At 64.1% G+C, this 11,740-nt stretch carries 16 protein-coding genes; 11 read left to right on the plus strand and 5 right to left on the minus strand.

All coding sequences use genetic code 11. The features are described from left to right. Both AC1DVM_RS20295 and AC1DVM_RS20300 read right to left on the minus strand, forming a co-directional pair. Positions 1-315, minus strand: a 315-nt coding sequence (locus AC1DVM_RS20295) for an aldolase/citrate lyase family protein (protein WP_477257450.1), incomplete at its 3' end; no start/stop codon positions are given. A 66-nt stretch (positions 316-381) separates the two neighbouring features. After that, positions 382-705, minus strand: a complete 324-nt coding sequence (locus AC1DVM_RS20300; protein ID WP_477257452.1) for a DUF1476 domain-containing protein — start codon at positions 703-705, stop codon at positions 382-384. A 232-nt stretch (positions 706-937) separates the two neighbouring features. Here AC1DVM_RS20300 and purC point away from each other — a divergent pair, with 232 nt between their 5' ends. The 8 genes from purC to AC1DVM_RS20340 all read left to right on the plus strand — a co-directional run bounded on the left by purC (position 938) and on the right by AC1DVM_RS20340 (position 6,856). Beyond that, complete coding sequence (gene purC / locus AC1DVM_RS20305) at positions 938-1,732, plus strand: phosphoribosylaminoimidazolesuccinocarboxamide synthase (RefSeq protein ID WP_477257454.1); 795 nt, start codon at positions 938-940, stop codon at positions 1,730-1,732. 17 nt (positions 1,733-1,749) lie between these two features. Next, a complete protein-coding gene (locus AC1DVM_RS20310; RefSeq protein ID WP_477257456.1) occupies positions 1,750-2,382 on the plus strand; it encodes a hypothetical protein in 633 nt (210 codons plus the stop codon). Between the two features lie 64 nt (positions 2,383-2,446). Next, positions 2,447-2,686 (plus strand): phosphoribosylformylglycinamidine synthase subunit PurS, encoded by a 240-nt coding sequence (purS, locus tag AC1DVM_RS20315; RefSeq protein WP_477257457.1) that lies wholly within the window; start codon positions 2,447-2,449, stop codon positions 2,684-2,686. Positions 2,687-2,693: 7 nt separating this feature from the next. After that, entirely contained in the window at positions 2,694-3,392 is a 699-nt protein-coding gene (gene purQ / locus AC1DVM_RS20320; RefSeq protein ID WP_477257459.1) for a phosphoribosylformylglycinamidine synthase subunit PurQ, read from the plus strand. 121 nt (positions 3,393-3,513) lie between these two features. Further along, on the plus strand, positions 3,514-5,724 hold the full coding sequence (gene purL, locus AC1DVM_RS20325; protein ID WP_477257461.1) for a phosphoribosylformylglycinamidine synthase subunit PurL: 2,211 nt from the start codon (positions 3,514-3,516) through the stop codon (positions 5,722-5,724). A 13-nt stretch (positions 5,725-5,737) separates the two neighbouring features. Further along, positions 5,738-5,974 carry a BolA family protein gene (locus AC1DVM_RS20330; RefSeq protein WP_477257463.1) on the plus strand — a complete coding sequence of 79 codons (237 nt, stop codon included), beginning with the start codon at positions 5,738-5,740 and terminating at the stop codon, positions 5,972-5,974. A gap of 44 nt (positions 5,975-6,018) precedes the next feature. Then, positions 6,019-6,354 carry a Grx4 family monothiol glutaredoxin gene (gene grxD / locus AC1DVM_RS20335; protein WP_477257465.1) on the plus strand — a complete coding sequence of 112 codons (336 nt, stop codon included), beginning with the start codon at positions 6,019-6,021 and terminating at the stop codon, positions 6,352-6,354. A 181-nt stretch (positions 6,355-6,535) separates the two neighbouring features. Next, positions 6,536-6,856, plus strand: a complete 321-nt coding sequence (locus AC1DVM_RS20340) for a hypothetical protein (protein ID WP_477257467.1) — start codon at positions 6,536-6,538, stop codon at positions 6,854-6,856. Here the strand turns inward: AC1DVM_RS20340 and tlpA are convergent. The 3 genes from tlpA to AC1DVM_RS20355 form a co-directional block, all read right to left on the minus strand. After that, positions 6,853-7,488: a thiol:disulfide interchange protein TlpA gene (gene tlpA, locus AC1DVM_RS20345; protein ID WP_477257469.1), complete on the minus strand. Its 636-nt coding sequence runs from the start codon at positions 7,486-7,488 to the stop codon at positions 6,853-6,855. The two genes, AC1DVM_RS20340 and tlpA, sit on opposite strands and share 4 nt — an antisense overlap. A gap of 154 nt (positions 7,489-7,642) precedes the next feature. After that, the gene (locus tag AC1DVM_RS20350; protein WP_477257471.1) at positions 7,643-8,713 is read right to left on the minus strand and encodes a calcium-binding protein; all 1,071 of its coding nucleotides are present in this window, start codon (positions 8,711-8,713) and stop codon (positions 7,643-7,645) included. A gap of 7 nt (positions 8,714-8,720) precedes the next feature. Next, positions 8,721-9,068 carry a calcium-binding protein gene (locus AC1DVM_RS20355; protein WP_477257473.1) on the minus strand — a complete coding sequence of 116 codons (348 nt, stop codon included), beginning with the start codon at positions 9,066-9,068 and terminating at the stop codon, positions 8,721-8,723. A 481-nt stretch (positions 9,069-9,549) separates the two neighbouring features. On the opposite strand from AC1DVM_RS20355, the gene lptM reads away from it, so the two are divergent. The 3 genes from lptM to AC1DVM_RS20370 form a co-directional block, all read left to right on the plus strand. Next, positions 9,550-9,801, plus strand: a complete 252-nt coding sequence (gene lptM, locus AC1DVM_RS20360; protein ID WP_477257475.1) for an LPS translocon maturation chaperone LptM — start codon at positions 9,550-9,552, stop codon at positions 9,799-9,801. Positions 9,802-9,810: 9 nt separating this feature from the next. After that, positions 9,811-11,079 (plus strand): diaminopimelate decarboxylase, encoded by a 1,269-nt coding sequence (lysA, locus tag AC1DVM_RS20365; protein ID WP_477257477.1) that lies wholly within the window; start codon positions 9,811-9,813, stop codon positions 11,077-11,079. Positions 11,080-11,256: 177 nt separating this feature from the next. Beyond that, a partial coding sequence (locus AC1DVM_RS20370; RefSeq protein WP_477257479.1) for a DUF4175 family protein occupies positions 11,257-11,740 on the plus strand: 484 nt, incomplete at its 3' end.

Genomic DNA, 11,740 nt, shown 5'->3' on the forward strand with positions numbered 1-11,740 from the left:
GAGATGGGCGTCAGCCACCGTATTGACCATCGGCGCGATGACGCCGCTGGCGCCCGCATCGAGGATTCGCGACGCCGTGGCGAATTCGCCGACGGGGATGCGCACGATGGCGGGCTTCCCCGCCGCCGCGATGAGGGGGATCGCCCTGACGGCCACGCTGTAGTCGATCGCACTGTGCTGCATATCCAGCACGACCGCGTCGAACGCTTCGTGGGCAAGGACGGCCGACACCGTAGGGTCCGGCAGGCCGCACCATGCGGCAAGCGCCGGGGAACCGGCATTGAGCCGGTCCGGGAGGTTCGAAAATCGGGGCATCGGCACGTCCTGAGCGTCAATGAAGGATCAACCGGCGGCGGCGCCGGTCGGGACCAATGGGAAGGATCAGCGTCCGGCCTGGATCTCGTCGACCGCCTGCTGCATCCGCGCATTGAGGGCGTTCGCAAGCTCGGTGTCGCTGACCTGCTGGCCAGCAGCCGTCAGGTCGGCCTGCACCTTGCGCAGGACGTCCGCATCCCCGGCCTCCTCGAAATCCGCGAGCACGACGGTCTTGGCGTAGGCGTCCGCGTCCGCGCCGGTTTTGCCGAGCCGTTCGGCCACCCATAGGCCGAAGAGCTTGTTGCGGCGAGCCGTCGCCTTGAACCGAAGTTCCTGATCGTGAGCGAACTTCTTCTCGAAGGCATCCTTGCGCTCGTCGAAACCGGACATGGGCGTTCCTTTCAATGGTGTGTTCTGGCGATATAAAGGCGCCGGACCCCAACCGCCAGAGCCGGACCCCTGTGAAAATTCTCTTTCGCGGCGATCCGCGCGCTTCCTCGCCTGCGGCGTCGTTGCTGCGTTGTGCTTGGAGGTGGGATCGGATAGGTTGCGCGCGAGCCGGGGACGATCCCGATCGTGCCCGCGCCAGCTGCGGATCCCCTCACCACCAGGAGCCACGGCAATGGATTTCCTCAAACCACGGTATACGCCTATGAATCGTCGCCGCCGCATCTATGAGGGCAAGGCGAAGGTCCTCTATGAAGGTCCGGAGCCAGGTACGCTCATCCAGCACTTCAAGGATGACGCGACCGCCTTCAATGCCAAGAAGCATGAAGTGATCGACGGCAAAGGCGTGCTCAACAACCGGATTTCGGAATACATCTTCCAGAATCTGAACGATATCGGCGTTCCCACGCACTTCATCCGCCGCCTCAACATGCGCGAGCAGCTCATCCGCGAAGTCGAGATCATCCCCCTCGAGGTGGTGGTGCGCAACGTCGCGGCTGGCTCCCTGTCGACCCGGCTCGGAATCGAGGAAGGCACCCAGCTGCCGCGTTCGATCATCGAATTCTATTACAAGAACGATGCACTCAACGATCCGATGGTCTCGGAGGAGCACATCACGGCCTTCGGCTGGGCGACCCCGCAGGAGATCGACGACATCATGGCGCTCGCCATCCGCGTCAACGACTTCCTGTCCGGCATCTTCCTCGGCGTCGGCATCCGCCTCGTCGATTTCAAGATGGAAACCGGCCGCCTGTATGAGGGCGACATGATGCGGATCGTCGTCGCCGACGAGATCTCGCCCGATTCGTGCCGCCTCTGGGACATCAAGTCCAAGGACAAGCTCGACAAGGACCGCTTCCGCCGTGACATGGGCGGCCTCGTCGAGGCCTATACGGAGGTCGCGCGCCGCCTCGGCATCATGTCCGAGAACGAGAAGCCCAATCTGGGCGGCCCACGCCTCGTGCAGTGACGTTACGGCAGGCCCGATTGACGATCCAATGCCCGGCTTTCCGCCGGGCATTGTCGTTTGGGCTGGGCGCTCTCGGCCCGGCTTTCCGCCGGGCATTGTCGTTTGGGCTGGGCGCTCCCGGCCCGGCTTTTCGCCGGGCATTGTCGTTTGGGCTCGTTATTCTCGCGCTTTCGGCCTGTGGCTATATTCCCCGGCCCGTCGAAGGGGTGCCGCCGGGCGCTCCGTGGGAGGCGCTTCCCTTGCGGAAATGGCTGGCCGAGGATCGCGCCGAGCCTCACGCCTTGGCCTTCTGCGCGCCGCCGGAATGCCGCCCCGGCCTGGTCGTGAGCGTGATCGACCTGAAGGGCCCGGATGCGGCGATCTCAGAAGGCCTGCTCAAAGACCCGTCCCGCCTCGCGCAAGCGCTCCGGAAAGCCGAAGCCCATCGCAAGGTCCAGACGATCGTCTCGACCGCGCGCCTCGACGGGCCGGCCTCCCAGGGCTTCGCGATCCGCCTCGCGCCGTCCGACGGCGGGAAGGCTCCGGCCTATGGGGCAACGCTGGGACGCCGCTCGGGCGACACCCTGAAACTAGTCCTCGTTATCGGCGACGATCGCGACGCCGTTCTGACGACCGTGCGGCAGGTCGCCGGGCATGAATTGGCGCCCTGAGACGTTGTGTCTTGGACCCAATCCCGCTAAGCCGTTGGCGATCAGACAACAGCCCGAGGATCCCATGAAAGCCCGTGTCACCGTGACCCTCAAGAACGGCGTTCTCGATCCCCAGGGCAAGGCCATCGAGGGCGCGTTGAAATCCCTCGGCGTCGAGGGAATCGACGGCGTCCGCCAGGGCAAGGTTTTCGACATCGAACTGGGAACGACCGACAAGGCCAAGGCCGAAAGCACACTCAAGGCCGCGTGCGAGAAGCTTTTGGCCAATACGGTAATTGAGAATTATCGCGTCGAGATTGCGTGAGGCAGCCATGAAATCCGCAATCGTCGTATTCCCGGGCTCCAATCGCGAAGGCGATGTCATGCGGGCCCTCGCGCAGGCGGGATCAACGGTCGAGAAGGTCTGGCATGCCGAGACCGCCCTGCCCTCCGGCACCGATCTCGTCGTGCTGCCCGGCGGCTTTTCCTATGGCGATTACCTGCGCTGCGGCGCCATCGCGGGCCGGGCGACGGTGATGGATGCGGTGCGGGCCCATGCGGCGCGGGGCGGATTGGTGCTGGGCATCTGCAATGGTTTCCAGATCCTGTGCGAATCCGGGCTGCTGCCGGGCATCCTGATGCGAAACGCCAACCTGAAATTCATCTGCCACCGGCAGTTCCTGCGCGTCGAGCGAAACGACACGGCGTTTACCAGGCGCTACGCGAAGGGACAGGCCATCGACGTTTGCGTGGCCCATGGCGAAGGCAATTATACCGCCGATCAGGAGACCCTCCGCCGCCTGGAAGGCGACGGGCTCGTGGCGTTCCGCTATTGCGATGCGCGCGGCGAGGTGACGGACGACGCCAATCGCAACGGTTCGATGAACGCCATCGCGGGCATCTATTCCGAGAAGCTCAACGTGCTGGGCATGATGCCCCATCCCGAGAATCTCATCGAAAATCTCGTTGGCGGCACCGACGGCCGCGGCCTGTTCGAGAGCCTCGTGTCGAGCGCCGCGAAAGCGGCTTGAATGCAAGACCGGGGACGACGCTCCCCGCCTCTTTCGGATCGGGTTGAAGCCCACCTCGAATGAGGCCACCTGATTGCCCAACCGCCCGGCCCGCTGGCTGAGCAAAAAAGCGAGAGCCCCGATGATCCGCAACGACGTCGCCATCACCCCGGATCTGGTCAAGGAGCATGGGCTGACCCCTGACGAATATCAGCGCTTCGTCGACCTGATCGGCCGCACGCCCACCCTCACCGAACTCGGCATCGTCTCGGCCATGTGGAACGAGCATTGCTCGTACAAATCCTCGCGCCTGCACCTGCGCGGATTGCCCACCAAGGCCCCTTGGGTCATCCAGGGACCGGGCGAGAATGCGGGCGTGATCGATATCGGCGACGGGCTCGCCTGCGTGTTCAAGATGGAAAGCCACAACCATCCGTCATTCATTGAGCCCTATCAGGGCGCGACCACCGGCGTCGGGGGCATCCTGCGCGACGTCTTCACCATGGGCGCGCGCCCCATCGCCTGCCTCAATTTCCTCCGCTTCGGCGAGCCGGATCATCCCAAGACCCCGCACCTCGTCTCGGGGGTTGTCGCGGGCATCGGCGGCTACGGCAATTCCTTTGGCGTGCCGACGGTGGGCGGCAGTGTCGGATTCCATCCCCGTTACAACGGCAACATCCTCGTCAACGCCATGGCAGTGGGCCTCGCGCGCTCCAATGAGATCTTCTACGCGGCCGCGACCGGCGTCGGGAATCCGATCGTCTATCTCGGCTCGAAGACCGGCCGCGACGGCATCCACGGCGCCACCATGGCCTCAGCCGAATTCGACGATGCGTCGGACGAAAAGCGCCCGACCGTGCAGGTGGGCGATCCTTTCGCCGAGAAGCTGCTGCTCGAAGCCTGCCTCGAACTCATGAAATCCGGCGCCGTCATCGCCATCCAGGACATGGGCGCGGCGGGGCTCACCAGTTCGGCCGTCGAGATGGGCGCCAAGGGCAATCTCGGCGTCGAGCTCGACCTCGACAAGGTGCCGTGCCGCGAAGAGGGAATGACCGCCTACGAGATGATGTTGTCGGAGAGCCAGGAGCGCATGCTCATGGTGCTCAAACCCGGCATGGAGAAAGAGGCCGAGGCGATCTTCGTCAAATGGGGCCTCGATTTCGCGATCATCGGAAAGACCACCGATACGCTCCGGTTCGTCGTCAAGCACCACGGCGAGGTGATGGCCGATCTCCCGATCAAGGAGATGGGGGACGAAGCGCCGCTCTATGACCGCCCGCACGTGACGACCCCCGCCAAACCGGTGCTCGCCCCCGAGAGTGTCGTGGCGCCGATGTCGGATGCGGATGCCCTTCTGAAGCTCGTCGGCTCGCCCGACCAGAGCTCGCGACGGTGGGTCTGGGAGCAATACGACCACCTGATCCTCGGCAACACCGTGCAGATGCCCGGCGGCGACGCGGCCATCGTGCGCGTCGAGAACGGGCCGAAGGGCCTGGCTCTCACCACCGACGTCAACCCTCGCTATTGCGAAGCCGACCCCTTCGAGGGCGGCAAGCAGGCCGTGGCGGAGGCCTGGCGCAACATCACGGCGGTGGGCGGCGTGCCGCTCGCCATCACCGACAACCTGAACTTCGGCAGTCCGGCGCGCCCGGAAGTCATGGGCCAGTTCGTCGATTGCGTGCGCGGTATCGGCGAGGCCTGCCGCGCCCTCGACTTCCCCGTCGTGTCGGGCAACGTGTCTCTCTACAACGAGACCAACGGCCAGGGCATCCTGCCCACCCCCGCCATCGGCGGCGTCGGCGTTCTGGACGACGTGACGGTCAACGCCTCGGTCGCCTTCAAGCGAGAGGGCGACGCGATCATCCTCATCGGCGAGACGGAAGGCTGGCTCGGACAATCGATCTATCTCGCCGATATCTGCGGCCGCGAAGAAGGCGCGCCGCCACCGGTCGACCTCGATCTCGAACGTCGCCACGGCGATTTCGTGCGTCAGCTCATCCGCTCGGGACAGGTCGATACCGTCCACGATTGCTCCGATGGCGGCCTTGCGCTCACGCTCGCCGAAATGGCGATGGCGGGCGGCATCGGCGCCTCGATCAGCGCCGAACAAGAAGGCCTTCCCCGTCACGCCTTCCTGTTCGGAGAAGACCAGGGACGCTACGTGCTGGCGGTGCCGCAGGACGCAGCTGCCGACATTCTCTACGAGGCAGCAGCGATCGACGTCCCGGCGGCCCTTCTCGGAATGACCGGAGGAGCCGCGTTGATTCTCCCCGGCGAGCAAGCCATATCGGTCTCGGCGCTGAAGACCGCTCACGAATCCTGGTTTCCGGATTACATGGCCGGCAAGGCCTGAGGACGTTAGATCCATGCCAATGAATGCAACCGACATCGAAACCCTGATTAAGGCGGCGATCCCCGACGCCGTCGTCGAGATCAGGGACCTCGCCGGAGACGGCGATCACTACGCCGCGACCGTGACGTCCCTCGCGTTCAAGGGAAAATCGCGCGTCCAGCAGCACCAGATGGTCTATGGGGCGCTGCAGGGTCGGATGGGAGGCGTCCTGCACGCCCTTGCGCTCACCACGCTCACACCCGACAATTAGGATCGAGACCCGGCGCCTTGAACGCCGCGGAACAGGAGAGAAAGATGACCGATGCCCGCCAGGCGATCGACAACGAAGTAAAGTCCAACGATGTGGTGCTGTTCATGAAGGGCACGCCCCAGTTCCCCATGTGCGGCTTCTCGGGCCAGGTGGTGCAGATCCTTGGGTATCTCGGCGTGCCGTACAAAGGCGTAAACGTCCTCGATGACGAGGGCATCCGCCAGGGAATCAAGGAATATTCGAGCTGGCCGACCATTCCCCAGCTCTACGTGAAAGGCGAATTCGTCGGAGGCTGCGACATCACCCGCGAGATGTTCCAGGCGGGCGAGTTGCAGCAACTCTTCGTCGACAAGGGAATCGCGATCAAGCAGACGGTCTGAGACAGGCGTCGGCAGGGCGATCGAAGGCGGGGCAAGGCTCCGCCTTTTTTGTGTTCGGCCGGCATTGCCCGCGACATCGCTTCCCATGGGCAAACGCCCCGCCTCCCCGCACAATGTTTCGTCCCGGTGCAACAAAGCCGCACGTTCTCATGATGCGGCGCCGGGGCCGGGGGTTTTTGCAATGATCGAAGAGCGCAAGAATGTCATCCCGCTGAAACGGCGGGACTCTCGCAACGCCGCTGCGCCGCCGAAGACCATTCTCGAGCGGATATACACAGCCGGCTCCCTTGCGCTTCCGGCCGACGACGTCGCCACCAAGATGGTGGCGGTGATGCTGCAGGCCTTGGGCTTCATCGTGATCGACGAAATTCTGGCGGACGGGACGCCGCGGCGGCTCGAAAGGGGCAAGGCCCGCTCGGCGATGGACCGGCCTTGGCGCCTCGCCAAAGCCGGATTTTCAGGAAAAATCGGAGTGCCGGACGCGACCATTGCCGACCGCTAGGGCCTTACGGCCTCTCTGATGAACGCGACGGCATCCGGCGAGGCCCATTCGGCGGGGCCTTTGAGAAGCGCGATCTCGCACCCCGATGAATCGAGCAGCATCGTTGTCGGCAATCCGACCGCATGTCCCGATTTCTGCAGGACTTGCAGGAGCTTCCCGCTCGGATCCGCATAATAGGCGAGGTTCCGGATGCCGTTCTGCTGTAGCCAGGCCTTGGGTTTCTCCGGGTTGCGCGTGTCGACATTGATCGCCACGACCTCGAAGCCCGGGCCGCCGAACTCGGCCTGCAGCTTGTCCAGCGCCGGCATCTCCTCGCGACAGGGCACGCACCAGGTCGCCCAAAGGTTGACGAGCACCGTCCGCCCCTTGAAATCCGCAAGCTCGCGGGGGCGGTCATCGGCGTCTTTGAAGGCCACGACCGGCGGCGGCTTGGGGGCCGCATTGAGGGCCAACGCGGCGACTTCGCCCCTTGCCAGGGGCTTGAGCCGCTCGGACAGGCCCGCCGAGGCGCGGCATTCGCCGGTCTCGGGCGGCGCAGCACCCCTTGTATGCAGAATGTAGAACCCGGCGGCCGCGCCAAGGACGAGAACGAGAGCAACCGGGATCATGCGGGAGCGGGAAAGGATCGACATGGCGGGGATGTGCCGTGTTTTGGCCCAAGCCTCAAGCGAACAAACGCTGAGCGACCAACGAACTTCATCACGATCACGTGGCGCAGCCTAGGTCCACGTTTTGCAAGGGAGACCCCGGCACACAAGGTGCGCCGGGGTCGTCCGATCATCGGGATCAGATGACGAAGAAGTCGCCTGCTTTCAGGTTAAGGCCCCGGGCCAGCTGGGCAATGACAACTTCGCCGCCCCGCCCCGTGCCGTCGGCGTCGAAGGAAAGGACACCCGTCGCCTTGTCGTAGAGAACGCGATCCTGAGCGTCCCCCGCATTGGCGCCGACGTGGAAGGCGTTGGAGCCGAGTTTGCCGGCCTTGCCGAGCTTCGCCATGAACCTGTTCTCGAGTTCGAAGGTGTCATCCCTGACATTGAAATCCAGGACGCGGTCGATGTTGGTCCGTGATAACCTGGTGTCGAATACGTACGTATCGTTGCCAAGCCCGCCGCGCAGAACATCGCTTCCGAGCCCGCCCTTGAGGATATCGTCGCCCCCCAGCCCTGTCAGGATATCCCGACCCGCGGTGGCCTCAATGGTGTTGGCGGTGTTCGAACCGACCAGGGTGAGACCGGTCTGGCTGAGCGGCGAGGCCGCGAGCAGAAATTCAACCTCGGCTGCGGTCGCAAGCGTATATCCGACACTGGTGCGAACGATATCCACGCCTCCGGCGGCACTCTCATCGACGACATCGAGGGCATTGTCCACGATGTATGTATCATTGCCGGCGCCTCCGATCAGTTGATCTCCTCCGGCAGCGCCATCGAGAATGTTCGCCCCAGCGTTTCCGGTCAATGTGTTCGCGACCCCGTTGCCGGTGAGATTGATGGACGCCGCCCCAGAAGCGGCGCGAAGGTTCTCAAGGCCGGAAGCCAGAACCGTATTTGCCAAGGCGGAGATAATCGTGTCCGTGCCGGCTGTGTCGACGATGACATCTCCCGCGTTGTCGATCACATAGGTGTCGTTGCCTCCACCGCCTTCGAGTCGGTCGGCACCGGCACCGCCGTCGAGCGTGTCGTTTCCGTCGAGGCCAATAAGCGTATTGCTCCCCGAATTTCCCGTCAGGCTGTTGTCGAGCGTATTGCCTGTCCCGGCAAAATTGCCGGTTCCGGAAAGGACGAGATTTTCGAAGTTGTTCTGAAGGGTATGGGTTAAGGACGCGAGAACCGTGTCGTTTCCTTCATTGACGACCTCCACGAGCGTCTCATTTGCCGCGTCTACGACATATACGTCGCCCACTCCCGCCGGTCATCTGGTCGACGCCAAGTCCGCCATCGAGCCTATCGCTTCCGACACCTCCCAAAAGCTCATCATCTCTATCGCCGCCGGACAGCGAGTCGTTGCCGATTCCACCCGTCAGGATGTTGGCGGATTCATTGCCGATGATGACATTATTCAGAGCGTTGCCGGTTCCGGCGATCAGGCCGGCACCCGTAGCCAGGGTCAAATTCTCCACGTTCGCGACGGTGACCAGGGAAAAATCGAGCGATGCCAGCACGCGATCCGTGCCTCCATCGGCAAGTTCGGTAATGCTATCGCCGGCGTTATCCACCGAATAAGTATCGTTGCCTGATCCGCCGGCGAGGGTGTCGGCCCGACGCCCCCAGCCAGGATATTATCGAAGGCGTTGCCGGTGATGGTATTGTCCAAATCGTTGCCAAGGACGTTGGCAGCCCCGGCGGCAGCTGGCATCGTGAAGGCTCCGGCCTCGGTTCCTTCGAATACGTAGAGTTGCAGAGCTTGGTTGAATAGCGGCATCGAAAGACTCCTTGATGTCTCTAATGGATAAAAAATCAGCTGATAGGACGAGTTGTTTCGAATCATTATACCCTGACAGCTACCGGATAACATTCGGGGTTGTAATTGGTTCCCCCTGCGTCAATCCAACCACCCCGATCCACTTCGCAATTCAGGCCGCTGCTCCGCTTGCGCCTGTTCCTGAATTGAAGGTCGTGGAATTCGCCTGACGCGCTTTGGCCCCTCGCATCGCCGCCCGGATGTCGTTATGGTGCGGCCAAGTTTCGGAGCATCTGATGTCGTCCAGCCTCGCGTTCTCCCGTGTCCTTCTGGTCGCGGGCCTTGTCATCCTCGGTCTTTCCGCCTGCGGCCGCCGCGGCGCCCTCGAGGCGCCGCCCGATCCCAACGCGGCGCCTGCCCAACAGGGCGTGGACGGGACGGGCGCATCGCAGGGCGCCTTGCCGTCCCCCGTAGGGACCCCGCGCAAGACATCGAACCGGCCCGTCACCGTGCCGAAGACCCCGTTCATTCTCGACCCGATTCTCTAAGGCGCAGCCATGCATCACTTTGCCTATCGCGACGGCGTCCTGCACGCCGAGGACGTGGATCTGCGTCGGATCGCCGATGAGGTGGGCACGCCGTTCTATTGCTATTCGTCGGCGACGCTGGAGCGACATTATCGCGTCTTCGCCGAGGCTTTTGCCGACCGCGACGCCCTCGTCTGCTATGCGGTGAAGGCCAATTCCAACCAGGCGGTGCTGCGGACGCTCGGCGAACTCGGCGCCGGTATGGACATCGTGTCGGAGGGCGAACTGCGCCGGGCCCTCGCGGCCGGGGTGCCGGGGGAACGCATCGTGTTTTCGGGCGTCGGGAAGACCCGCTGCGAAATGGCTTTCGCGCTTGACAGCGGCATCCTGTGCTTCAACGTGGAATCCGAGCCCGAGTTGGAAGCATTGTCCGAAGTCGCCGTTTCCAAAGGGGTGCGCGCCCCGATTTCGATCCGCATCAATCCGGATGTGGATGCCAAGACCCACAAGAAGATTTCGACCGGAAAATCCGAGAACAAGTTCGGCATCCCGATCGCCCGCGCGCGCGATGTCTACACGCGCGCAGCAAGCCTGCCCGGCATCGAGGTCACGGGCGTCGACATGCATATCGGCAGCCAGATCGTCGATCTGGAGCCCTTCGACAACGCTACGGCTCTTCTGGCGGAGCTGGCGCGGGACCTGATGGCGGACGGCCACCATCTGCGCCACATCGATCTCGGCGGCGGCCTCGGCATCCCCTATCGCACCGACAACGAACCGCCGCCGGATCCGCAGGCCTATGCGACCATCATCAAGCGCCACACCGACAATCTCGGTCTCAAGCTCGTCTTCGAGATGGGCCGCCTGATCGCCGGCAATGCCGGCATCCTCGTGACCCGGGTGATCTACGTGAAGGAGGGCGCCGACAAATCCTTCGTGATCGTGGACGCGGCCATGAACGACCTGATCCGTCCGACCCTTTATGACGCCTACCACGACATCAAACCGGTGATCGAGCCCGGTCCGGCGACCGAACGGCTGGTTGGCGACATCGTCGGCCCGGTCTGCGAAACCGGCGATTATCTCGCCCTGTCGCGGGACCTGCCGGCCGTCAAGGCGGGCGATCTCATCGCCATCATGACCACCGGCGCCTACGGGGCCGTGACCGCCAACACCTACAACACCCGCCTGTTGATCCCCGAGATCATGGTCAGGAACGGCGGCCACGCCGTCGTGCGTCCAAGGCAGACCTACGACGACCTCATCGGGCTCGATCGGCTGCCCGGCTGGCTGTCCTGAAACAGACAAGCCCCGTTGCCTTTGTTGGTGCCTGAGGGTGCCTCCCCCTTCCGTCCTCGTCATCTTGTGAACGCGTTTCGCCCTCATCCTCGCGTCGTTAGGTCAATCATCGCTGGCCACGTCCCGGCGTCATGCTAGCTTCGTCGGGATGTCGCGCTTCACGAGGAGACGGATGGGATGAGCGACGGCCCGGGCGGTATGCCCGCCCCAAGCCAGACCGTGTCCCGCTTTCGGGAGTTGGTCGTGCGCGCCGGGAGGGCGCTCGCGATCGAACGGGTGTGGCCGCTCGCGTGGCTGCCGATCGCGGTCGTGCTCGTCTTCCTCACAATTTCCTGGCTCGGGGCTTGGCTCGATCTCGGGCGGACCGCGCGAATGGTCGGTGTCGGGCTCTTCGTTCTTCTGCTGGCGGCATCGTTCTGGCCCTTCGTCCGCTTGCCCCGCCCCACGCGCGCGGAGGTTCTGGGACGGATCGACCGGGATTCCGGGATCGGGCACGCGCCCGCCCATGCGATCGTCGACACGCTGGCGATCGGCTCCGACGACCCCGGCACGCGGGCGCTCTGGGCGCTCCACCGCCGCCGCGCCGAGGATGCGATCCGCAACATGCGGGTGGCGGCGGCGCGTCCCGACATGCCCCGGCGCGACCGCTACGCCCTGCGGG

The sequence above is a fragment of the Microvirga sp. P4_A5 genome (assembly GCF_056402495.1).